Raw genomic sequence first — 23,357 nt, 5'->3', positions numbered from 1 at the left:
GCAGCCGTGGAATCTACTTGCGAGTAGGCCTGACGTGCAGTTTTGCATAACGCCCGTACTGTTTGGGTGACGACGGCCACCGGCACGCGACGCGCCGGGTTCCGGCGAGCTGTGAGCACCTTCACAACCGATTGTGATCTTGATGGGTGTGGGGCGGACCACCCGGGGTGCCGAAAAGGACCTAAACTGGTCGCGCGCTCAGCAAGGTGCGGCACGTCGGAACACTAGGAGAGCCCGTGCGGAAACGCTGGATGTCCACTGCGGCCGTGGCCGTCACTTCGATCGCGGCCCTGGTAGGGGGCCCGCACGCGGCCGCCGAGCCCGGCGCCGAGACCGGGGTGATCAGCTCGATCGAGCCGCTTCGGGCCGCCGCGACCCCGCCCGGTTCGGTGAATTCGGAACGCTTCCTCTACAGCAGCACCACCGCGGGTGACGCGCCTACAACAGCCAGCGGCGCCGTCTATTTCCCGCCGGGCGACGCTCCCGAGGGCGGCTGGCCGGTCATCGCCTGGGCGCACGGCACGCTCGGCCTGGGCGACGACTGCGCGTTCTCGATCGCGGGGCCGGGTGCGCGCGAACGCGACTGGGCCTACCTGGGCACCTGGCTGAAGCAGGGCTACGCGATCGTGGCCGCCGACTACGCCGGGCTCGGCACGCCGGGCGATCACCCGTACCTGAACGGCAGGGTGGAGGCGCACAACGTGGTCGACGCGGTGAAGGCCGCGACCCGCCACTACTCCTCGCTGTCGCGCAAATGGGTGGTGGTCGGCCAGTCCCAGGGCGGCGGGGCGGCCATCACCACCGCGCGGTACGCGACCGAATTCGGCGGCCCGGAACTGGATTACCGGGGCGCGGTGGGCACCGGCGTGCCCGCTTTCATCGAGGACGTCCTGCTACCCATCGGCCCGGGCGTGCCGCCGATCAAGCTGGGCGCGCACACCACGGCCTACGTGCTCTACATCCTCAACGGGCTGCGCACCACCTACCCGGAATTGGATATCGACTCCTACCTGAACGATTCGGGCCGCTACTGGCTCGAGCGTTCCAGCCAGTCCTGCCTGACCCCGATCGGCGAGGAACTGACCGCGAACAATGTCGTCATCGGCGATCTGTTCGCCCGCCCGCTGGCGCAGATCCCGGATCTGCTGACCCTGCTCAGTAACTACATGGGCATTCCCAATACCGGCTTCGACCGGCCGTTCTTCATCGGCCAGGGCCTGCTCGACACCGACATCATCATGCCCGCGACCCTGGCGTACACCACGCGGTTGCAGGCGACCGGGGAGCCGGTCACGGTGCGCACCTATCCGACCGATCACGACGGTACGGTCAACGCCTCGCTGGTGGATTCGGTGCCGTTCGTGCGCGGGCTCTTCGCCTGAGCCACCCGCGGCTCGTCCCGCCCGCTGTGCGACGCCGCCTCGGTTCTCCCCTCGGACCGCACGACCGTGGCCCTTCGCGTGGATCCACACGGCCGCAGCTCCCCGGGCTGATCGCACGGCTGCGGCTCGACAGGCCGATCACACAACCGCGGATCACACAGCCTCAGAGCACCGGGTGCGACGGGGTTTCGGTGACCGCACGGACCCGGCCGGCGAGTTCCCAGACCCGATCGGCGGTCATCGGAAGTCTGTGCGGGCGTTCGCCGATGGCGTCGCGCACGGCATTGGCGAGCGCGGGCGCGACCGGGTTGTAGGGCGATTCGCTCATCGGCTTCGCTCCGAGCGGGCCCAGCGGATCACTGGTCTCGGCGAAGTACACCTCGGTGTACGGCACATCCCCGAATTGCGGAATGTGGTAGTGCCGCAGGGTTTCGGTGGTGACGACGCCCTGCACGGTGCGCACCTGTTCGTACAGCGCGGTGCCGATGGCCTGCGCCACACCGCCTTCCACCTGTCCCCGACACTGCACCGGGTTGAGCACCGTGCCCGCGTCGGCGGCCTGCACCGATTGCAGGATGCGCACCTGCCCGGTGCCGGGGTGCACCGCGACGCGAAAAGCGTGCACGTTGAACGAGACCGAGCGCGGGGTGCCGCCGTGTACGGCCTCGCCTTCCAAAGGGCCGCCGGCCAGCAGTTCGGCGGCGGGCAGGAATAGGCCCCGCACCTGGACGCCGCCCGGTTCCAGCACATGTGATTCGGCGGGCAGCCCGGTGAGCGCGGCGGCCCGGGCGAGGATGCGCTCGCGCAGCAGTTCGCAGGCGGCGTGGGTGGCCCGGCCCGCCACGGTGATTCCGGTCGAGCCGAACGCGCCGGTGTCGTGCCCGGCCGCATCGGTGTCGGACTGCCGGATCCGGATGCGCGCGGGTGCGACGCCGAGCACGGTGGCGGCGAGCTGGGCGTGCACGGTGGTGGTGCCGTTGCCGAATTCGGCGGTGCCGACCCGCAATTCGTAGCCGCCGTCGGGCAGCAGGGCGACGTGTGCGGTGGAGTGGTGCCCGCGCGGCGGCACGGTGGCGATCATGGCGGGGGCCATGCCCTCGCCGACGAGCCAGTCCGGGCCGGGCGCGGGCACCCCGTTGCCGCGGCGCAGCGCCCGCTGGGCGAGGTCCAGGCACTGGTCGAGGCCGTAGCTGACGATCTCCAGGTCGGGTTCGGGCTCGCAGTGCCCGCCGATGAGCGGATCGCCGAGCCGCACCACGTTGCGGCGGCGGAATTCGAAGGGGTCCAAGCTGATTCGGCGTGCGAGTTCGTCCAGCGCGCATTCCACGCCGAACATGACCTGGCCGAGGCCGTAGCCGCGGAACGCGCCCGAGGGCACGTTGTTGGTGTAGACCGCACGCCCGTCGACCCGCTTGTTCGCGCAGGCGTACAGCGCGACCGATTCGCTCAAGCCGTGGAAAAGCACGCCGGCACTGTGGTTTCCGTAGGCTCCGGCGTCGGCGATCACGTCGACGGCAAGCGCGGTGAGCAGCCCGTCCGCGTCCGCGCCGGCGGTGACCTCCACCCGCATGGGGTGTCGGCAGGTGGTGTGGAACTCGTCGGTGCGGGTGAGTTCGTACTGCACGGGCTGCCCGGTACGCAGCACGGCCAGGGCCACCAGGTCCTCGGTGAACATTTCCTGCTTCGCGCCGAATCCGCCGCCGACCCGCGCGGCGAACACCCGGACCGCGTCTCGCCCCAGTCCGAAGATCCGGCACAGCTCATCGCGCACCAGGAAGGGCACCTGGGTGCTGGTGCGCAGCACCAGCCTGCCGTCCGCGTCGAGCCAGCCGATACTGGCGTGCGTCTCCAGATGCACGTGCTGCACCCGCTGGGTCTCCCAGACCCCCTGCACCACTTCGGCGGCCGCGCTCAGCGCGGCCGTGACGTCACCCGCCCTCCCGTGCACCTCGGCGACGATATTGCGACCCACATCCGCGATCCGCGTTTCGGGTCCCTTGCCCGCGTGCAGCACCGGCGCACCCTCCGCCAATGCCGCCGGGGCCTCGAAAACCGCGGGCAGCACTTCGTATTCCACCGTCAGTGCCCTGCATCCGGCCCGCGCGGCACGCAGGGAGTCGGCCACCACCGCCGCCACCCGCTGCCCCGCGAACCGCACCGTGCGGTCGAGCATGACGGTGTCATCCGGGTCGTCCTCCCGAATCTGGTGCCGCGCCGTGGAATACGCGACCGCGGGCACGTCGGCGTACGTCAGCACGGCCCGCACCCCCGGCACCGCTTCGGCCGCCGCGGTGCCGATCCGCACGATCCGCGCGTGCGCGTGCGGGCTCCGCAAAACCTCGAGATGCAGCACCTCCCCCGCCGGCACCCGTCCCGAACCAACATCCTCCGCGGCGATGTCCATCGTGAACGGCTCCGCCCCGCGCACGATGCGCGGCCCGGCGGGCGCGCCGACGCCGTCCCCCACCCCGCCTCCACCCCGGCCCTGACCTCCGGCAGCGCTCGATGCGTCGGTTGATGATTCGTTTGTGCACTCGGCCCGAGCATCCGGGTCGGCGGCGGGTCGACCGGCACAGCCGCCGTGTACCGCGCCGGTGGCCGATTCGCAGGCGGCGGACTCCGGCGGGGGCGAGGTGAGAGCGTCGGCGATCGAGCGGTAGCCGGTGCAGCGGCAGAGGTTGCCCTTGAGAGCCTCGGGGAGACCCTCGGGGTCCAGGCCGCCGGCGGCGGCCAGCTCGGTGGCGGTGACCAGCATGCCCGCGGTGCAGAAGCCGCATTGGAACGCCGCGTTGCCGAGGAAGCGGCGTTGCAGCTCGGTGGGCTGCTCGGTCTCGGAAAGGCCCGCCGCGGTGGTGATCTCGCGGCCTTCGGCGCGGTGCGCCGGATAGACGCAGGAGTGCACCGCGCCGCCGTCGACCAGGACGGTGCACGCGCCGCAGTCGCCGGCGTCGCAGCCCTTCTTGGGCGCGGTGTGCCCCTGTTCCCGCAGCAGGGTGCGCAGGCACTGGCCGGGCCGCGCCGCGACTTCCACGGGTGTGCCGTCGACGTGGAATCTCACGCCCTGCCCCCGCTCAGTTCGGCCACGACCTCGACCGCCAGCAGCGTGCTGACGTGCCTGCGCCAGCGCGGTGCGCCGTGCGGATCGTCGTACCAGAGCCCGGGATGGATCTCGGCGAATATTGCCGCCAGTTCGCGGGCGTCCGGGAGCCGGGCGAATTCGAGAACGACGGGCCGGGTGGTGGCGGCGCTGACGGTGAGCGTGCACGCGCCCGTGGCATCGAGCCTGCCCATCACCACCGCGCCGGAGCGGCCCAGCGGCGACAGCGCGACCTTCCGGAAAGCGGTGCGGGAGCGCATGTTCGATTCCGGTATCCGCACCGCGCGCAGTACCTCGCCAGGCGCGACGGTGGTCTCCCCCGGCCCGAGTACCAAGTGCGACAGCGGAATCCATTGATCCCCGTCCGGCCCCCACAGCAGTGCGGCACCGCCGAGCGCGGTGAGCGCGGCCAGCACCGCACCCGCGGGCAGTGCCAGGCACACGTTGCCGCCGACGGTCGCCGTGCGCAGTATCTTGTGCGAGGCGACCAGCGCCCCGCAGGCCTGCCCGAACAGCGGGGCGGCGGTGTATCGCGCCGGATACTCGGCCCCGGCGAGTTCGGCGAGCGTACAGGTCGCGGCGATTTCCAGCCCCGCGTCGTCGATCGTGATCGGCGCCCAGCCGAGCGTGGTGATGTCGACGAGACGTTCCAGCCCGGGCTGCGGTTCGGAGTAGAGCCACGTGCCGCCGGCCAGCACGGCCGTGCCCGCGCCGAGTCCCGCCAGGTCGGCGCGCCCGCGCGCGACGTGTATCTCGCGGATCGTGTCCAGATCCATCGGTATCACCCGCTCTCGGCCGGGGACCGCGTCCGGTGTACCCGGGCGCGGTCTCGACTCCCACAGTAGGAGCAACGGGTTGCGCGGAGATTGCGGAACGGTTCGTGTCTGTTTCACATTCGTTACTGTTCGCGCGAACCCGGGCGGCGGGTCCGTCCCGCCGCCCGGATCTCGGCCCCCGGTCACGGGTGCACGCCCCGCTCAGCCGGTACGCCCGTGCCCGCAGAACGGCTCACAGCTGCCCGGCGTCGCCGTGGCCGGGATGCCCGTCGTGCGCGGCCCGGTCACCGTCTCGACCCCGCCGCAGGAGGTGACCACCACCAGCATGACCAGCACCCCGAACCCGAGCACCGCGGTGAACACCCCGAGGAACCAGCCCGGATGCACCCTCGGCATCGACACCACGATCAGGAACGGCCCGGTATCGAAGATCATCGCCCGACCTCCTCGACCCCGCGCCGCCGCCGGCTGGCCGGCCGGGATACACAGCGCCCCTCCGGCTTACGCGCGTCCCAGATCTCTCGACCGGGTCCCCGCAACGCGAGCAGGCACATTGCCTCGGGCACCGTGATCCCCAGCACCCGCGCGTGCAGCCCCGCCGCGTCCCATTCGAGTTCCCTTCCCGGACAGAACAATCCGGCCAGGATCAACTCCGCCAGCACGATGCCGGCCAGCGCCTGCTCCCGGGTGACCCTGAACGAGCTCGGCAGGTACGACAGCACCCACCTCCCCCGCCCCGGTTCGGGAACGTCGATCCGATACGCGACCTCGTGCGCCGCGTCGCTGGTGATCAGCCAGTCGGTGGTGAAGATTGCCATTGCCTCGATCCTTTACTGCCGCCCGGACCTCGCCCCGATTCCGGTCCCGGTGATGGCTCAATGATCGCGAGGAAACCCGCGGCGAACGATCCCAGCGCCGACGGAGATTTCTTGGCCTGTCCGATGTCCTTGACCAGCCGAAATCCGCGCTGTACCAAGGAAATATTCACAGCGGCGGCCGCGGGATCTCGGGCGGTCGCCCGGCTCGGGGGAGGCACGGCGGTGACATCGGACGAGGATTCCTGCGACCCGGGCGATGTCGGCTCCGACGCCCGCAAACAACTGCGCGGATTCCTGCTCGGTCTCGGCCTGCGTGAGCACGAGTTGCTGGAGCCGCTCGCGGACGAATTGCGTTATCGCGGTTGCCGTCCGCGCAAGGCGTGGCGGCTGGCGAACGAGCTGACCCAGCAGGAGGTGGCCGGGGAGTTCAACCGGCTCACCGGAAAACCCACCGCACCGATGAAGGCCGCGCGCATCTCGGAGTACGAATCGTGGCCGGGTCCGCGCGGCGCGGGCCGTAATCGCCCGCGCCCCACCGTCGATGTGCTGAAGAACCTGGCCGCCATCTATCGCACCACCTGGGATCGACTCGTGGATCCGGCCGATCTGCGCGCGATGCCGCCCGCCGACCGGATCGCCTTCCGGGACGCGGTGGCGCGCCGCTGCACCGCGCGCCCGGCGGGCCGGGGCCTGCCCGCGGAGATCATGCCGTTCTTCGGGCGCGCGGAGCAGCGCGCCGAGCTTCATCGGCGCATCCGCGCCCACCTGGCCGCCGATCGTCCCGCGGTGCACGTCATCAACGGCCTGGCCGGGGTGGGTAAGACCGCGCTCGCCCGCGCGGTGATCAAGGAGCGTTCCGACCTCTTCCCGGACGGGTGGATCTGGGAGGATCTGCGCGGGCACACCGAGGGCCGCGAACCGCGTACCCCGGCGGGCGTGCTGGAGCAGTTGCTACTGCGCATCGGGGTGCCGCCGGAGACGATCGAGCCCGATGCGGCTCGGCGCGCCGAGCGCTGGCGCTTCGAGACGCGTGATCGCCGGATGCTCATCGTGTTCGACAATGTGCTGAGCAGCAAGCAGGTTCGCGATCTGCTGCCGCACGCGCCGGGCTGTTTCGTCCTGATCACCAGCCGGCACAAGCTGACCGGGCTGGCCGGTTCGGTCCCGCTGCAGCTGGACGCGCTGACCCGCCCCGAGGCCGAGGAACTGCTGGTGACGCTGAGTCACCTGCCGCCGGACTACGACGTGGGCGCGGTGCACCGCATTCTGGAGACGGCGGGCCGGCTGCCGTTGGCGCTGCGGCTCATCGCCGGGCAGCTCGCGCACGGCGGACCGCACATGCTGGCCGCCGCCGATCGCGAATTCCTGCAGCTGACAGAACGACTCAAGCACGCGCCCGCGACCGAGGAGTCCCCCGCCGCCGACATCCTGGCGCGCTTCTCCGCCGAGGGCGAGACCCTGCAGGCCGCCTTCGAGCTGTCCTATCGTCGACTGCCCGAGCCGGGTCTGCGCCGCGCGGTGCGCCTGCTCGGCTGGTTCCCCGGCTCGGAGATCACCGCCGAAACCCTCGCCGCCATGGCGGATCTGACGCCGGAGGCGGCGAACACGCTGATCCGCCGCATCTTCGAGGTGGGCCTGCTGGACTCCGCCGACAGTGACCCGCGCGGGCAGCGCTATCGCATCCACGACGTGACGCGGCTGTTCGCCCGGGCCCAGGCGGCGATCGAGGACGTGCCGAGCGAGCACACGGTCGCGGTGGGCCGGTTGATTCGCTACAGCGTGCGCATGGCCGGCCTGGTGGGTGCGCCCCGGCCGTTCGACCTGGCCGGCACCTTCCCGAATCCGCCGCCGACCGCGCCCGGTACCGAGCCCGCCGACGCCGCCCAGGCGCGGGCCTGGCTCACCCGCGAGCGGGAGATGCTGCTCGGCTGTATTCGCGCGTCCGGTTCGGGCGCCGAGACCGGTGAGCTGGCTCGGCTGCTCGCCTCGCATCTTTCCGGTCTAGGGCACTGGTCGGACGCGCGGTGGCTGTTCGTGCGCGCGCTGGATATCGCGCGCGGTGTCGGTGACCGGATCGCCGAATGCGATGTGCTGTACGGCCTGGGCACGGTGCACCGGATGGCCTGCGACTACGACATCGCCTCCACGTGCTTCCGGGAGGCCCACACGATCGCCACCGCGGTCGATGACCCGCTGCGCATGGCCTCCGCACTCTGGGGTTTCGCCGAGGTGACCCGGCACATCGGGGAGTACCACCGCGCCCGGGACGCCTACGTGGACGTGCTCGGCATCGCCCGGAAGCTGGAGAACCTGAAGTTCGAGGGCGATTCCCTGCGCGGACTCGGCCATATCGAGCGCATGGGCGGCGATCCGGTGGTGGCGGGCGGCTACTACCGGGCGGCGCTGGCGATCGCCGATCAGATCGGCGACCGCTACAGCCGCGGCTGGTCGCTGTGGGGCCTGGGCAACGTCGAACGCGCCCGCGGCGAATTCGAGGTGGCGCGTGCGCAATTCGACGAGGCGCACGCCATCGGCGGCGAGATCGGCGACAGTCTGCTGCGCGTGGACGCGCTGCGCGGTCTCGGCCATCTCGAACTCGATCTCGGCGATCTGGACGCGGCCCAGGGCTTCTACTCCGAGTCCCTGGACATCGCCCGCCGCAACGGCGATCCGCACGGGGAGGCCGACGCCTGGCGCGCCCTGGGAACCATCGCCGCCATGGCCGGTCCCCGCCATCGCCCCCGGGCCTGCGAGTTCCTGCGCAAGGCCCTGACCCTCTACACGGACCTGGGCGTCAAACTCGCCGCCCAGGTCCGCGTGGATTTGGCGGCCCTGAACTGCCCGCCCGTCGAATGACGGGCGGCCGCCCCGCGACCATGGCTCATCCGAATCAGCCATCCGAGGCTTGACACTCCGCCATGACACCGAGCCGACGAATCCACCTCGCCGACAGCGGAATCAGCCTTCGGCCGGCCGGGTTCGGCAGGCGGCCCCGGCGATTCGCCCGCGCCCCTTGCCGGGCCCGGCCGCACCACTATCCGCGGCGCCGCGCAGGTGAACAGCCGCGCGCACGCACCGCCCGCGCCCCGGCGATCGAGACGCCGCACGGACCGTGGCGGATCGCGTCAGCCGGCCTTCGCCACCAGCTTCGCCTGGGCGGCGGCCACGTCGCGCCCCACCGATTCCTCGTCGACCGTGCGAATCTCTCCCTCCCGCACCACGATCCGCCCGTTCACCACCAGTGCCGCCAGCGGGGGCGCGGAGCCGAGGATCAGCGCCGTCACCGGATCGTCGATGCCCGCGTGGGCCGGGCCGTCCAGGCGCCACAGGGCCAGGTCGGCTAGTTTGCCGGGTTCGAGGGAGCCGAGCTCGTGGTCGCGGCCCAGGACGCGGGCGCCGCCCCGGGTGGCCAGTTCCAGGGCGGTGCGCACGGAGATGGCGCTGGGGCCGCCGCGCAGGCGGGCGTAGAGCAGGGCGTTGCGGGGTTCCTCGACGAGGGAGCCCGCCTCGTTGCTGGCCGCGCCGTCGACGCCGAGGCCGACCGGGACGCCGGCGGTGAGCAGGTCGGCGGTGCGGGCGATGCCCGCGCCGAGGCGTCCGTTCGAGGTGGGGCAGTGCGCGACGCCGGTGCCGGTGCGCGCCAGCGTGGTGATCGCGGAATCGTCGAGGTGGATGGCGTGGGCGTACCAGACGTCGGGCCCGACCCAGCCCAGCCGTTCCAGGTACTGCGCGGGGGTGCAGCCGTGGGTCGCGAGACAGTAGTCGGCCTCGTCCAGCGTCTCGGCCACGTGGGTGTGCAGCCGCACATCGAGTTCGCGTGCGAGCGTTGCCGATTCGCGCAACAGGTCGGCCGACACCGAGAACGGCGAACACGGCGCGAGTCCGATGCGCAGCATGGAGTCGAACGACCGGTCGTGGTACCGGGCCACCGCGTCCTGACTCGCGCGCAGGATGTCGTCGAGGTTCTCCACCACCGAGTCCGGCGGCAGCCCGCCCGCGCTGCGGCCCAGGTCCATGGAACCGCGGCAGGGGTGAAAGCGCAGGCCGACCGTCGCGGCGGCGTCGATCTCGGCGGCGAGCAGATCACCGGCGTCGCGCGGGAAGACGTAGTGATGGTCGGTCGTGGTGGTGCAACCGGTGCGCGCGAGCGCCGCCAGCGCGCCGGTGGCCGCGACGCGGGTGGCGTCCGCGTCGATGCCCGCCCACACCGGGTAGAGCGTGTTCAGCCATTCGAACAGGGTGGAGTCGGCGGCGAGCCCGCGTGAAATCCACTGGTACAGATGGTGATGCGTGTTCACCAGGCCCGGGGTGAGCAGGCACCCGCGCCCGTCGACCCGCTCGGCGTCCGCGATCTCGGGTGCGGGTCCGGCCCCCACGGCCTCGATTCGGGTACCGCGCACGACCGCGTGCCCGTCGCGGTATTCGTTCCCCACCCCGTCCACCGTGGCGACGGCGCAGCCTTCGATCACGAGCACGGATTCGGTCACGGGTCAGCTCCCCCGATAGGTCGAGTAGGCGAACGGCGACAGCAGCAGCGGAACGTGATGGTGCCGCCATTCGGCGATGGTGAACGCGATGCTCACCTCGGGATAGAACGCCGCGACGCCCTGCCCGGCGAAGTACTCCCCCGTCGCGAAGCGCAGCCGGTAGTTGCCGATGGCGAGGTCGTCGGCGAGATTCGCGATCCGCCCGTCGCGGTCGGTGACGCCGGTGCCCAATTCCTTACCGTCCCAGTCGAACAGCGTGGCCGCCACGCCCGACGCGGGCAGTCCGCTCACCGCGTCCAGCACGTGCGTGCTCAGTGAGCTCATGCCGCCGCCCCCGGGGTGATGAGCCGCCGCAGCCGGATCCGATTGATCTCCGCCAATTCCGTCCGCACGATCCGCCTTTCGACCGCTGGTTCGTGGCCGAGCCGCTCGCGCAGGATCGCGAGGAGCTCGGCCGGTGTCCGCCCGGTGGCGCACACCAGATACACGTGCCCGAATCTTGCCTCGTACGCGCGATTTCCCTCGGCAATCGCGGCCCGCACGGCGGTGTCGGCGTCGCTCATGGCCGCCTGCTCGCGCGCGGAGTTCGCGTTGTCCGGGCGATCCCCGATGCGCGGGTGCCCGGCGAGCGCACGATCGATCTCGTCCTCGTCCAGCGCGTCGAGTGCCCGGTCCGCCGCGGCCAGCAGGTCCGCGAGCGTGCCGTACGGTCGCCCGTTCGCCACCGCCCGCGCCCACGCGGGCGAGGAGCAGCAGCTCAGCAGGAGGTTCTCCGCCGCCGTGTCCGGCAGCGCGTCGAAGGCGTCGAGGCCTATCCCGGTGTCCGTCATCGTGTCCAGCATCGGCCATGGCAATCGGGTCCGCCACTCGAGGGGCGAAGCGCGGCATCCGGCGCTACCCTGCCCGCATGACACCCGAACACTGCGATGGCATCGTGCTGGCCGCGGGTTCCGGTTCGCGCTTCGGTATGCCGAAAGCGCTGGCCGAGGACGGCGCGTGGCTGGCGTCCGCGGTGCGCGCGCTGCGCGCGGGCGGTTGCGAGCGGGTGTTCGTGGTGCTGGGCGCGACGGGTCCGGCGCGATACGACGACGAATCCGGCCCCGGCGCGGCGTCGCTCGTCTCGCAAACCCCCCGCATCCCCGTGCCGCCGGGCGCCCACCCGGTGTGGGCCGCGGACTGGGCCGTCGGCGTGAGCGCCTCGTTCCGCGCGGGCCTGGCCGCCGTCGCCGCGGCCGATCACCTCGGCGCGGCCGCACCGGAACACGGCTCGCCGCGGCCACGGCTCGGCACGGCGGCGTTCGCCGCGATCATGCCCGTCGACACCCCCGACGTGGGCGGTGCGGTCGTGGCCCGGGTGCTGGCGGCCGCGCGCGCGAGCACGAGCGGGCTCGCGCGTGCGCTGTTCGATAGCCGGCCCGGGCACCCGGTGATTCTGGGTCGCGCGCACTGGGCCGGAGCGCTGGCCGGTGCTGCGGGAAATTCCGGGGCGGCCACTTATTTGGACGGCCGAACGGATATGGTGTGCGTCACGTGTGATGATCTCGCGTCGGGGATCGATCGGGACTACCCGTGCGGCACACGGTGATCGGGAGCTGAGACATGCGCGATATCGTCGACGACCTACTACGGGTATGGCACAGCGGACGCACGGGGGGATTGGCCACGCTGGTGCGCACGGTCGGCTCGACCCCGCTGCCGATCGGGGCCGCGATGGTGGTGGACGCCGAGGGCCGGGCCTTCGGATCGATCTCCGCCGGCTGCGCCGAGGCCGCGGCCTACGAGGCCGCCCTGGAGTCTGCGCGCACCGGCCGCCGCGGCCTGCATCGTTTCGGCCCGGGCAGCGGATTGGACGCGGGCTCGGATTGCGTGGGCACCCTGGACGTCTTCACCGAGCCGTTCTCCCGCCGGCATTTCCCCGAATTCCCCGACGTGGCAGCCGATATCGCCGCGCAACGGCAGGTGACGGTGTTCACCGTGGTGTGGCATTCGGATCCCGACGTGATCGGCCAGCACCTCATCACCGATCGCAAGCACGGCACCGAATTGGTCTCGCTCCCCGATTCCGACGTGTTCGTCTCCTCGTTCGTCCGCCCGCAGCGCCTGATCATCATGGGCGCCAACGCCATTGCCGGTGCACTGGCCATCCAGGCCCGCATGCTCGGCTACCGGGTGACGGTCTGCGACGCCCGCCCGACCTTCGTCTCGGCCGAGGCGTATCCGGGCTGCGAGGTGGTGGTGGACTGGCCGCACCGGTACCTGAACACCCTGGCCGCGGCGGGCGAGATCGACCGTTCGACCGCGGTGGTGCTGGTCTCCAACGACGCCAAGTTCGAGATTCCGCTGCTGACCATCGCGCTGCGCCTGCCCGAGCTGGGTTTCCTGGCCGCGCTGGGCGGCGGCCCGGCGCACGAACGCCGCCTGGAAGCGTTGCAGGCGGGCGGTTTCGACGATGACACCCTGTCCCGGCTGCACGCGCCCGCCGGCCTGGATCTGGGCGCGCGCACCCCCGCCGAGACGGCGGTCGCGGTCACCGCGGAGATGCTGGCCGCGCGCAACGGCACGACCGCCGAACCGCTGTCGGCCGCGGGTGGCTCGCGCCGGCACGCCACCCTGGTCACCTAGACCCGGCTACTTCTTCAGGCCGGGGTTCTCCGCGTAGACCTCCTTCAGCACCGACAGATCGAACAGCCGGTCCGCCTCGATGGTGATCCCGGCCTTGCCCAGCGCCGCGATGTTCCGCGCGATCAGGTCGTCGGTCATGGTGAACAGCCCGTTGGCCTGCGTGTCGGGCGAGACCAGCAAACCGTTCTGCGCCTGCGCTTCCCGCGTTTGAATCGCCAGATCCAGCTGTTGATCCTTGCCGTACACCTCCACCGCCAGGCGGGCGGATTCGGCCGGATCGGCGATGGCGTCCTGCCAGCCCCGGATGTCGGCGCGCAGCCACGCCTTGAGCTTGTCGCGCTCGTTGTCGATGGTGTTCCGGTGCACGGTCAGCGTTTCCGCGACCAGCGGCAGCCCGTAGTCCGCGAACAAGAAGTTGAAGTTCTGGAAACCCTTTGCGGCCAACGTGATCGGCTCATTGGTGACATAGCTGACCCAGCCGTCCACCTCACCGTTGGCCAGCGGGGTCGGATCGAATTGCGCGGGCACGATGGTGACGTCGGACGGTGTCATGCCGTTGGCGGTGAGCAGGGCGTTGAAGATGAGCTGGTTGGTGTCCTGCACGCCGATCCGGCGGCCCTTCATCTCCTGCGGGGTGCGAATGGCCTTGCCCGCGGCGCTGACGATGCAGAACGGGTTCTTCTGATAGGTCGCACCGACGATCTTGGCGTCGAGTCCCTCCAGCACGGCGGGCGCGGTCGTCTGCGGCGCGGACATGCCGATCCAGATCTTGCCGGTGCTCAGGCCCGCCTCCACCGAGGTGCTGGCCGCGCCGCCCGCGATGAGGTTGCTCGCCCCGAAACCGGCTTCTTTGTAATAGCCCTTGGAATCGGCGAAATACTCGCCGGCGAATTCGATGTTCTTCAGCCACGACAGCTGCACCGCGACGCTGCCGTACTTGGATCCGTCGTCGACGGTGCCGTTGCCCGGACCGGCGGCGTCGTCCCCGCAGGCGGCGAGCACACTCGCACCGCCGAGAGCGAGACCGGCGAAGCCGGCGTAGCGCAGGAAGGATCGCCGATCCACGGCCGGGAGTGCGGCCGACAGCGGCCGGGAATTACGACTCATGAACAGAATCTAGGGCGTTTCGATTTCGAATATTTTGCTTTCCCGCACTCATTTGTATGCGGCAGGTTAACTCGTGCGGCACAAAGCTATTCGCGCTCGCATCGAGAACGGGAACTTCCCGCCTCAGTTCCGCCCGCGCTGCGGCGCGAACCGCGCCAGCACCAGATTCTCGAGCACCCCGACGATCGCGTAGAGCACCACCGACACGACCGTCACCAGGGCGATGGAAGCCCACAGCCGGTTGTACTGGAACGTGGGTATGGCGCGGATCAACCCCGCTCCCAATCCGCTTCCGCTGCCCAGCCATTCGCCCAGCAGCGCGCCGATGAGCGCACCCGGCACCGAGACGCGGGCGGCGGCGAAGACCGCGGGCAGCGCGGCGGGCACCGCGACCAGGCGCAGCGCGGTCCACTGCGAGCCGCCGTAGGCGCTCACCAGTTCCATGGCCTGGCGCGGTGCGGCCCGCAGCGCGGTCATGATCATGACCAGCGCCGGGAAGAACACGACGATGGCGGCCATGGCGGCCACCCCCAGCAGCCCGCGCCCGCAGATCAGCACGATGATCGGGGTCAGGGCGACCAGCGGCACCGAACGCAGCAGCATGGCCACCGGCATGAAGACCTGGGCCAGCGCCGGTACGCCGACGAACAGCGCGGCCACCACCAGCGCACCGCCCATCCCGGCCAGGAATCCGATTCCCGCGTCGCGCAGGGTGATTCGCATCTCGTCGAAGATCACCCGGCGGGCGCCCGCGGAGTTGGGGCCGGTCATGAGATAGGCCCAGACATCGCCGGGGCTCTTGCCGACCAGCCCCACCTGCGGGTACAGCTCCAGGAATCCGTACCAGAGCGCGATCAGCAACAGCAGCGAAACCACCAGGGGCAGCAGGAATTTCCCGATGGGACGCAGTACGTTCAGGGTCCTGCTCATGCCGTGATCGCCTCTCTCACCACTGATCGACCCGGGTCCAGGGCACGACGAACCGCGCCACCAGCGCGACCGCGGCGTAGCCGAGCCCGGCCAGCGCCGCCGCGGCCAGCGCCATACCCCAGACCCGCGGCACCTCGTATTGGTTCTGCGCGGCGGTCAGCGCCATGCCGATGCCGCTGTCCACCCCGCCCAGGTACTCCCCGATGATCGCGCCCAGCACCGCCGACGGCGCGGCGATCTTCAACGCCGCCAAGGTGTTCGGCAGCGCGGCCAGCAGGCGCACGCGGCGCAGCTCCTGCCAGCGTCCGCCGCCGTAGGCCCGGATCAGGTCCAGGCTCGCGGCGTCGGCCGAGCGCAGGCCCGCGACCGTGCCGACCATCGTGGTGAAGAAGCAGTACATGGCGGCCAGGAACACCGAGGGCGTGCGCCCGCCGAACACCACCAGGATGAGCGGGCCCAGCGCCAGCAGCGGCGTGCAGTAGCTGAGAATGGCGAGCTGGGTGACCAGCATCTCGATGGGCGGAATCAGCAGCACCAGGACGGCCAGCGCGATGGCGAGCACGTTGCCCCACAGGAACCCCTGCAGCGCGACCCAGGCCGTCACGCGGAAGTTGGGGCCGTAGAGCGCCCAGCCGTCGGTGTACATGGTGTGCACCACCTGCCACGGGCTCGGCACGGTGCCGTTGGCGACGCGCAGCGCCGCCAGCAGCCACCAGGCCCCGATCAGGGCGAGCAGGCCCGCGAGCCCGCCCCAGCGGCCGGCGGCGGCGCGGCGCACGGCGCTCATCCGGTCACCACCCCGCCGTGCCCGCCACGCCCGAAGAGCAGTTCGGACAGGTAGTCGCAGAGCTTGTGGAACTCCGCGGTGCGCATCATGTCCGGGGTGCGCGGGCGCGGGAGGTCGATCTCCACCAGTTCCACCACCCGGCCCGGCCGCGGGCTCATGACCGCGACCACGTCGGACAGGAACACCGCTTCGGCGATGCCGTGGGTGACCATGAGGGTGGTGGCCGGGCGTTCGGTCCAGATGCGCAGCAGTTCCAGGTTCAGGCGCTGGCGCGTCATGTCGTCCAGCGCGCCGAAGGGTTCGTCCAGCAGCAGCACGCGCGGTTTGACGACCAGGGCGCGTGCGATCGAAACCCGTTGCCGCATACCGCCGGAGAGCTGGGCGGGCTTGGCCTTCTCGAAGCCTTCGAGGCCGACCAGCCGGATCAGATCGGCCACCAGCGCCGGATCGGCGGGCAGGCCGGTCACCTGCAGGGGCAGCTTGATGTTGGATTCGACGGTGCGCCAGGGCAGCAGCGCGGCGTCCTGGAAGGCGATGCCGAAGTCGTGCCCGCGCCGCAGTTCCGCCGGGGTCTTGCCGTCGATGAGCGCGGTGCCCGCGGTCGGGGTGTCCAGGCCCGCGAGAATACGCAGGATGGTGGACTTTCCGCAGCCGGAGGGGCCGAGCAGGGACAGGAACGCGCCCTGCGCGGTGCGCAGTTCCACGGCGTCCAGGGCGGTGACGGCGCGTTTTCCGGACCCGAAGACCTTGCTCAGCCCGGAGATGTGCACTCCCGTGCCGGGCCCGTCCGGGTCCTGCGAGCCCGCGCGCACCGGATCGATTTCCGCACTCATGGGGCAGCAGCTTCCGAACTCATAGGGCAACAGTAGGAGTCCGCAATTGCGCGCAGATTGCGAATCGGCCCAAGAGATTTCGTGATTGTTACCCGCGGGCGGCCGATCCGGTTACCGGGAACTCACCACCCGGCGGGTTCGAACCAATCGCGCGCCTCGCGCCGGAACAGCAGCACGATCACCACGAGTGCGATCGCCGGCCCGAGCGGCCCGGGCGGCCGGCCCTCGGTGATGGACGGCACGGTCCAGAGCATGGTGAGCACGGCCAGCAGGATGCCGCCGATGCGCACGGACTGGCCCACCGAGTTGAAGGTCAGGGCGACCAGGCCCAGGAGCCAGGCGGGAATGAAGGGCAGGGCCGTCTGGATCGCGGCGGGGGTGCCGAGCAACCACCCGGAGGTGGCCGTGCAGACCACCCCGATGACCGCCAGGAGCACGGCGAAGACCTGTGCCGCGCGCACGACCCGCGGCATTCTATAGGTGTCGCCGACTTCCAACCCGGGATCGGGCGGCATTCCCAGCTCCGACATCCCGCCGAATTTACCCCGCCGACCGGCCGGATTGTTGTCACCACGCCGCCGCGTCCACCCGGCGCCGGCGCTTGCTACCGGCGGGCGGCCACCGGTTCCAGTTCGCGCACGCGGACCGTCGGCGCCAGCCGATCGCGCAGCACCCGGTCGATTTCCCCGGCGACCGGGATGACGACGGCCGCGGCCGACGTGGCGACGGCGTCGGTGAGCAGGGCGGGCCAGTGCGGGGCCGGTGCGGCCGACAGTCCGGCGATGACGGCCGCGACGGCGGCGTCCCCCGCGCCGGTGGGGTTGCCCGCCAACGGTTCCGGCAGCGCCGCGGACCAGGCCCGGGTGCCGGTGACCGCGACCATGCCGTCACCGCCGCGGGTCACGATGACCGCCGCCGCGCCGCCCACGATGAGCGGATCCACCGCGGCCAGCAGTTCCGGCACGGTCCCGGCCGGTTTGCCGGTGAGCCGTTCCAGTTCCTCGGTATTGGGCATGAGCACCACGCCCGGCACCCGCGCCGATAGTTCCAGCGCCGGGCCGTCCAGATCGCAGATGGTCGGCACGCCCGCCCGCACCGCGGTCCGCGCCAGTTCGGCGGGCAGGCCCGGATCCACGCCCAGCGGCAGCGAGCCCGCGATCACCATGCCGCTCATGTCCGACAGCATCCCGGACACGCGCACGCGCAGTTGATCCACCGCGTGCGGTTCGGAGATGCGCGGTCCCGGCTCCCACAGCGCGGTGGCGGTGCCGTCGGCGGACTCGCTGATCACCACGGTCCGGCGCACCCACGGCAGCGCGTGCACGAAATCCACCGACATCTCGAGCTCCGCGGCCGCCGCGAACGAATGGTCCGAGAACCCGGTGGCCCGCGCGTACTTGCCCAGCTGGTTCAGCACCCGATTCACATTGATCCCGCGCCCCCCGATGCGCTGATCCACCGACGCCACCCGATGCGCCCGCCCCCGCTCGAAATGCTCGACCCGATACGTCATGTCATACGCGGGATTCATGGTCACGGTGAGAATCACCGCACTAGCTAGTCCACGTCGGACCGCCCGGCGCAACCCCCTGTTCCCCCGGTCGCGCCGAACCGGGGCGACCGGCCGGACGGGGAGACTCGGGTCCGCACCCCTCGGAAGAGAACCCGAGACCACCACGCCGCATGACGCCGGAGCGGATCGCCGCTGTGCGGACGCGGCCGGCATGCCGCGGCCCGGTCGATCGACTCCGCTCCAGGCTCCCACACGGCGGCCTTCCCGCCGGGGGAAATCGCGGATCAGCGGGCGCCGCATGACACCGAGTGCCGGTTGTGGTGGGAATGAATGCCGTTGCCATTCGGAGACATTCGCGGGGCAAACTGGCCGCCGTGCCTTTGCTTCCGCCGAAACAATTGTTGCTTCAAGCCTGTCGCGGTTTGCCCCCCGAGGATCATCCGGTACTGCGCTGCGCGGGGTTATTGGCGGATCTGCACGAACGGCGGTTGACGGCGGCGGCGGGGGCGACCGGGCGGATCGATCACGATCGGGCGTGCATGGTGCTCGACATCGACCGGTGGGTGGCGATCGAAATGCCCAAGGCCGCACGGGACGCGCACCTGCACACCGAAACCGTCGGGACCGTGGTGGACCGCCTCGCGCAGTTCTCGGCGCTGGCCTACCTGACCCTGGCCAACGCACCGGAGGACACGGTGAACGACGCGGCGCTGCGATTGACCGAACTCGCCACCGCCTACGAACACCTCGCCGGGGATCTGGCGGCGGGCAGGCGCAGGCTGCCCAACCTGACCGGCAATCGCGAATACGAGTACTGACCGAATCGTGTTGCCGGGGGCGCCCAGCGAGGAAGTGGGCGCCCCGGCAACACCGGTGGAGCAGCGCGTTCCACCATCGCAGCCGGATGCGGCGGGACCGGGGCGGTATCCGCGCGAACGCGGTGGCAGCGTGCCCGCTCCGGTCGCCTGACCACCGAATCCGAACTTCGACACCCGAATCCTGCCCGCGAATCCTCCGAAGGAGCCCAGTTCCGGCTGGGAGTTGGCTGGGAATCGGATCCCGCCACGGCAATTGCGGGCGGCCGAGTGGAACGACGCCAGCCGTGCCGGGTGCTGTCGTGCGGGCCGGACGCGCGGGCGGCGGGAGAACTTCGCCCTGGATCAGCAGCGAATCAGTCTCGCGCGGATTCCGCTGCCGCGAGCGGGGTTTCGGGGAGCAGGGCGCGAATCGCGTCGATCGTGTCGGCGTCGCCCGGTTCCTTGTCGGGGCGGTAGCGGACTACCCGGGCGAAGCGCAGCGCCACCCCGCCCGGATAGCGCGGGCTGACCTGCACCCCGTCGATGGCCACCTCGACCACCAGCTCCGGGCGCAGGTAGAGCGTGTGGTCGTCGCGTTCGCGCTCGTGGCGCGGGAACTCCGCCGTCTGCCACTGCAGTAGCGCGTCGGTCAGACCTTTGAAGGTCTTGCCGACCATGATCGGCTCGCCGCCCTCGGGATCGCGCGCGCCCAGGTGCAGATTCGACAGGTATCCGGTGCGGCGGCCGTACCCCCACTCCGCGCCCAGCACCACCAGATCGAGGGTGTGCGTCGGTTTGATCTTCTGCCAGGCGCGGCCGCGGCGGCCGGCGGCGTAGGGGGCGTCCAGGGCCTTGATCATGATGCCCTCGTGGCCCGCGGCCAGGGCGCCGTCGAAGTATTCGGCCGCGGCCTCGGCGTTGGGGGCGATGAGCGCCGGAATGCTCAGTCCCCCGGCCACTTCGGTGAGCGCGGCCCGGCGTTCGCGCAGGGGCGCGTCGAGCAGGTCCGCGCCGTTCAGGTGCAGGCAGTCGAAGAAGTACGGGTGCAGCAGCAGTTCCTGGGCGGTGGTCGCCCCGAACCTGCTCATGGTCTCCTGGAAAGGACGCGGGCGGCCGGCGTCGTTCAGGGCCAGGGTTTCCCCGTCCAGCACCACGCTCGTACAGTCCAATCCCCGTACCAGCTCGACCAATTCGGGTACCGCGCCGGTGATCTCGCGCAGCGTGCGGGTGAACACCCACACCCGGTCCCCGTCGCGATGGACCTGGATCCGTGCCCCGTCCATCTTGTGCTCGACGCTCACCGCGCCGTCGAACTCGGCGAGCACCGCGTCCAGGGCCTGGCCGGGCGAGGCCAGCATGGGCTGGATCGGCCGCCCGACCTCGAGCCGGAACGCGGCCAGTGCCGCGGCCCCGCCGGTGCGCGCTGCGAGCGCGGTGACCGGTAGGCGGCCCGAGAGCATGTGCGCCCGGCGCACGTCGGCGATCGGCACCTCGAACGCGGCCGCGACGGCCTCGGCGACCACCGCGGTGAGCGCGCCCTGGCGCATCTCCCCGGTCAGCAGGCGCAGCAGGAAATCGTGCTCCGCCGCGGTGGCGGCGGTGAACAGTTCGGTGAGCAGGTCGCGGCGGTCGTTCGCCGAACCTTTGCCGGTGAGTGCGCCGAGGTCGGTGAAGGCGCGGTCCACCGCGGCCACGGTCAGGGTGGGCGCGGCGGCAGGCTCGACCTCCATCGCGGTGAGCGTGCGCCACCCGGCGCCGATGCGGCCCTGCAGCAGCTCACCGGAAATCCACGCGACGACCTGCGCCAATTCCGCGGGATCGGCGTCGGCGAGCAGTTCGGCGAAGGCGGCTGTCTTCTTTTTGCGGGAGGACGTGGCACGGGCGGACTGTGACGCTTGAACTACTCGGGACAAGAGCACCGTTCGACGGTAACCCGGCGGTGTGACAGATAGCGCAGATGTGCTGCTAATTCCGGGTTGGCAAGCCTGCTAATTCGCCCATAAACTGGGCGCATGGCCAAGACTTTCGTCGGCGCACGGCTGCGGCAGTTGCGCACCGAGCGCGGGCTGAGTCAGGTCTCGCTCGCCAAGAAGCTCGAGATTTCGGCCAGCTATCTCAACCAGATCGAACACGACGTCCGTCCGCTCACCGTACCGGTGCTGCTGCGAATCAGTGAAGTGTTCGGCGTCGACGCCGGATTCTTCTCCTCCCAGGACGACACCCGGCTCATCGCCGAGCTCCAGGAAGTGGTGATGGATCAGGAGCTCGGCATCGAGGCCGACGCCCAGGAGATCGCCGAAATGGTGTCCGCGCACCCGGGTTTGGCGCGCGCGATGGTGAATATGCATCGCCGCTATCGCAATACGACCGCGCAGCTGGCCGCGGCGACCGAGGATCGCTTCTCCGACGGCAGCGGCTCGGGGGCCATCTCCAAACCGCACGAGGAAGTGCGCGACTACTTCTATCAGCGGCAGAACTACATTCACGAATTGGATACCGCCGCCGAGGAACTCGCGAATCGCATGCGCTTCCACGGCGGGGATCTCAAACGCGAGATCGCGCGCAGACTCACCAGCGCGCACGGGGTGCAGATCGTGGAGCGCATCGACCTCGGTGACGGGGTGCTGCACAGATACGACCCCGAGCAGCGCCGGCTGGAGATCGCGCCCCATCTGTCCGGCGGTCAGCGGGTGTTCAAACTCGCCGCCGAACTCGCCTACCTCGAATGCGGCGAGCTGATCGAGAAGCTGGTGGAAGAGGGCAATTTCTCCAGCGCCGAATCCAGAGTCCTGGCCAAACTCGGCCTGGCCAACTATTTCGCGGCGGCCACGGTCCTGCCCTATACGCACTTCCACGAAATGGCCGAGGACTATCGCTACGACATCGAACGGCTCTCGGCCTTCTTCACCCAGTCGTACGAGACCATCTGCCACCGGCTGTCCACCCTGCAGCGGCCGCGCCTGCGCGGGGTCCCCTTCTCCTTCGTCCGCGTCGACCGCGCCGGCAATATGTCGAAGCGCCAGTCCGCCACCGGTTTCCACTTCTCCTCCAGCGGCGGCACCTGCCCACTCTGGAATGTCTACGAGACCTTCGCCTATCCCGCGAAAATCATGACCCAGATCGCCCAGATGCCGGACGGGCGCAAATACCTGTGGGTGGCGCGCACCGTCGAACGCCGCGCGACCCGGTACGGCGAACCGTCGAAGGTCTTCGCCATCGGCCTGGGCTGCGAACTCCGCCATGCCAATCGCGTCGTGTACGCCGACGGCCTGGATCTCAACGAGCCCAAGGCAACCCCGATCGGCGCCGGCTGCCGCGTGTGCGAACGCTCCAATTGCCCGCAGCGCGCGTTCCCCCCGCTCGGCAAATCCCTCGACATCAGCGAACACCGAAGTTCCATCTCCCCGTACGTCATTCAGTGACCGATCCGGTGACCCATTCACCGAATCCCAGGATTTGAATCATTGTCGGTTCACAGTGTTACGTTCTCTCCCGCGGCATCCAGGCCGCGTCGGGGAGAACAAAGGAACCACACACACGATGCAGATCAGAAAGTTCGCCGCGACGGCCATTCTGGCCATTTCCGCCACGGCGATCACCGGGGGAATCTCGTACGCGGCTCCGGCCCCGGCGGACACCTCGGTCACCGCCCTCGCGGGCACCGAGCACGGCGTGCGCTACGACATCACCCGCTCGGAGACAGCGAAGACGGTCACCGCCACCCTCGTCGGCGGAACCTTCGCCCTCACCGAGACCGGCGTGCAGGTCGTCGACGCCGCGGGCGCGGTCACCGCCACGCTCCCGCTGGCGATCAACGACGGCGCCAATACCGTTGCCCTGCAGCCGAAGATCTCCGAGGACGGCGCCACGCTGGTGGCCGAACCGGTCTTCCGTCCCTACGGCGACTGCACCCCGTCCTCGCCCCGCCAGCGCAGCATCCAGACCGGCGTCGGCCTGGGCGGCGCGGCCGGCGCCCTCACCGGCGGCGTGATCGGCTTCGCGATCGCCATCGCCACCATGGGCCTGGGTCTGATCGCGGTGCCCTTCACCGCGGTCATCGGCGCCCTGATCGGCTCCGCCCTGGGCGGCGCGGCCGGCGCGGCGGTCCCCAACTCGGACCAAGACCGTGCAGGGCATCGCCGAACAGCTGTCCGCGGCCGGGGTGCCGGTGGTGGTGGCCGACATCAAAGGGGACCTGTCGGGTCTGG

At 70.6% G+C, this 23,357-nt stretch carries 20 protein-coding genes and 1 pseudogene; 7 read left to right on the top strand and 14 right to left on the bottom strand.

The annotated features are described in order from the left end of the window. The first annotated feature begins 251 nt into the window (after positions 1–251). On the top strand, positions 252–1,382 hold the full coding sequence (locus ABZ319_RS31440) for a lipase family protein (protein WP_354990160.1): 1,131 nt from the start codon (positions 252–254) through the stop codon (positions 1,380–1,382). A gap of 163 nt (positions 1,383–1,545) precedes the next feature. On the opposite strand, the gene ABZ319_RS31435 is transcribed toward ABZ319_RS31440, so the two are convergent. The 4 genes from ABZ319_RS31435 to ABZ319_RS31420 form a co-directional block, all read right to left on the bottom strand. Beyond that, a complete protein-coding gene (locus ABZ319_RS31435; RefSeq protein WP_354990154.1) occupies positions 1,546–4,440 on the bottom strand; it encodes a molybdopterin cofactor-binding domain-containing protein in 2,895 nt (964 codons plus the stop codon). Continuing rightward, positions 4,437–5,255 (bottom strand): FAD binding domain-containing protein, encoded by an 819-nt coding sequence (locus tag ABZ319_RS31430; protein WP_354990153.1) that lies wholly within the window; start codon positions 5,253–5,255, stop codon positions 4,437–4,439. Before ABZ319_RS31430 ends, ABZ319_RS31435 begins: the two co-directional genes overlap by 4 nt. 201 nt (positions 5,256–5,456) lie before the next feature. Next, complete coding sequence (locus tag ABZ319_RS31425; RefSeq protein WP_354990152.1) at positions 5,457–5,690, bottom strand: hypothetical protein; 234 nt, start codon at positions 5,688–5,690, stop codon at positions 5,457–5,459. Then, on the bottom strand, positions 5,687–6,073 hold the full coding sequence (locus ABZ319_RS31420; RefSeq protein ID WP_354990151.1) for a hypothetical protein: 387 nt from the start codon (positions 6,071–6,073) through the stop codon (positions 5,687–5,689). The genes ABZ319_RS31425 and ABZ319_RS31420 overlap by 4 nt, the downstream gene beginning before the upstream one ends. A gap of 222 nt (positions 6,074–6,295) precedes the next feature. On the opposite strand from ABZ319_RS31420, the gene ABZ319_RS31415 reads away from it, so the two are divergent. Beyond that, on the top strand, positions 6,296–8,929 hold the full coding sequence (locus ABZ319_RS31415) for a tetratricopeptide repeat protein (RefSeq protein WP_354990150.1): 2,634 nt from the start codon (positions 6,296–6,298) through the stop codon (positions 8,927–8,929). 269 nt (positions 8,930–9,198) lie between these two features. Here ABZ319_RS31415 and ABZ319_RS31410 read toward each other — a convergent pair whose 3' ends face one another. From ABZ319_RS31410 to uraD, 3 genes are read right to left on the bottom strand one after another with little or no spacing between them, the layout of a single operon-like run. Then, a complete protein-coding gene (locus tag ABZ319_RS31410; RefSeq protein WP_354990149.1) occupies positions 9,199–10,560 on the bottom strand; it encodes an 8-oxoguanine deaminase in 1,362 nt (453 codons plus the stop codon). Between the two features lie 3 nt (positions 10,561–10,563). Continuing rightward, positions 10,564–10,884: a hydroxyisourate hydrolase gene (gene uraH / locus ABZ319_RS31405; protein WP_354990148.1), complete on the bottom strand. Its 321-nt coding sequence runs from the start codon at positions 10,882–10,884 to the stop codon at positions 10,564–10,566. Further along, entirely contained in the window at positions 10,881–11,390 is a 510-nt protein-coding gene (uraD, locus tag ABZ319_RS31400; RefSeq protein WP_354990147.1) for a 2-oxo-4-hydroxy-4-carboxy-5-ureidoimidazoline decarboxylase, read from the bottom strand. Before uraD ends, uraH begins: the two co-directional genes overlap by 4 nt. 77 nt (positions 11,391–11,467) lie before the next feature. Between uraD and ABZ319_RS31395 the strand changes: the two genes are divergently transcribed. Then, complete coding sequence (locus ABZ319_RS31395) at positions 11,468–12,145, top strand: NTP transferase domain-containing protein (RefSeq protein WP_354990146.1); 678 nt, start codon at positions 11,468–11,470, stop codon at positions 12,143–12,145. 14 nt (positions 12,146–12,159) lie between these two features. Then, entirely contained in the window at positions 12,160–13,182 is a 1,023-nt protein-coding gene (locus ABZ319_RS31390; protein WP_354990145.1) for an XdhC family protein, read from the top strand. A gap of 6 nt (positions 13,183–13,188) precedes the next feature. Here ABZ319_RS31390 and ABZ319_RS31385 read toward each other — a convergent pair whose 3' ends face one another. The 6 genes from ABZ319_RS31385 to ABZ319_RS31360 all read right to left on the bottom strand — a co-directional run bounded on the left by ABZ319_RS31385 (position 13,189) and on the right by ABZ319_RS31360 (position 18,388). Further along, the gene (locus ABZ319_RS31385) at positions 13,189–14,289 is read right to left on the bottom strand and encodes an ABC transporter substrate-binding protein (protein ID WP_354990144.1); all 1,101 of its coding nucleotides are present in this window, start codon (positions 14,287–14,289) and stop codon (positions 13,189–13,191) included. A gap of 123 nt (positions 14,290–14,412) precedes the next feature. Beyond that, positions 14,413–15,219, bottom strand: coding sequence for an ABC transporter permease subunit (locus ABZ319_RS31380; protein WP_354990143.1), 807 nt, complete (start codon positions 15,217–15,219; stop codon positions 14,413–14,415). A 16-nt stretch (positions 15,220–15,235) separates the two neighbouring features. Continuing rightward, positions 15,236–16,006, bottom strand: coding sequence for an ABC transporter permease subunit (locus tag ABZ319_RS31375; protein ID WP_354990142.1), 771 nt, complete (start codon positions 16,004–16,006; stop codon positions 15,236–15,238). Continuing rightward, positions 16,003–16,839 carry an ABC transporter ATP-binding protein gene (locus ABZ319_RS31370; protein WP_354990141.1) on the bottom strand — a complete coding sequence of 279 codons (837 nt, stop codon included), beginning with the start codon at positions 16,837–16,839 and terminating at the stop codon, positions 16,003–16,005. The genes ABZ319_RS31375 and ABZ319_RS31370 overlap by 4 nt, the downstream gene beginning before the upstream one ends. 122 nt (positions 16,840–16,961) lie before the next feature. Then, positions 16,962–17,369 (bottom strand): hypothetical protein, encoded by a 408-nt coding sequence (locus ABZ319_RS31365; RefSeq protein WP_354990140.1) that lies wholly within the window; start codon positions 17,367–17,369, stop codon positions 16,962–16,964. 74 nt (positions 17,370–17,443) lie between these two features. Continuing rightward, complete coding sequence (locus tag ABZ319_RS31360) at positions 17,444–18,388, bottom strand: hexose kinase (protein WP_354990139.1); 945 nt, start codon at positions 18,386–18,388, stop codon at positions 17,444–17,446. Between the two features lie 386 nt (positions 18,389–18,774). Between ABZ319_RS31360 and ABZ319_RS31355 the strand changes: the two genes are divergently transcribed. Beyond that, a complete protein-coding gene (locus tag ABZ319_RS31355; protein ID WP_354990138.1) occupies positions 18,775–19,170 on the top strand; it encodes a DUF4254 domain-containing protein in 396 nt (131 codons plus the stop codon). Between the two features lie 353 nt (positions 19,171–19,523). Here ABZ319_RS31355 and ABZ319_RS31350 read toward each other — a convergent pair whose 3' ends face one another. Next, positions 19,524–21,068: an ATP-dependent DNA ligase gene (locus tag ABZ319_RS31350; protein WP_354990137.1), complete on the bottom strand. Its 1,545-nt coding sequence runs from the start codon at positions 21,066–21,068 to the stop codon at positions 19,524–19,526. A gap of 93 nt (positions 21,069–21,161) precedes the next feature. Here ABZ319_RS31350 and ramB point away from each other — a divergent pair, with 93 nt between their 5' ends. Beyond that, positions 21,162–22,571 (top strand): acetate metabolism transcriptional regulator RamB, encoded by a 1,410-nt coding sequence (ramB, locus tag ABZ319_RS31345; RefSeq protein WP_354990136.1) that lies wholly within the window; start codon positions 21,162–21,164, stop codon positions 22,569–22,571. A gap of 692 nt (positions 22,572–23,263) precedes the next feature. Continuing rightward, positions 23,264–23,357 (top strand): annotated as a pseudogene (locus ABZ319_RS31340) (helicase HerA-like domain-containing protein); the annotation flags it as partial.

This window comes from Nocardia sp. NPDC005978, from assembly GCF_040614455.1.
In the GTDB taxonomy this organism is placed as follows: domain Bacteria; phylum Actinomycetota; class Actinomycetes; order Mycobacteriales; family Mycobacteriaceae; genus Nocardia.
The sequence above is the reverse complement of the archived record's forward strand: the minus strand, read 5'-3'. Positions and strand labels throughout refer to the sequence as shown.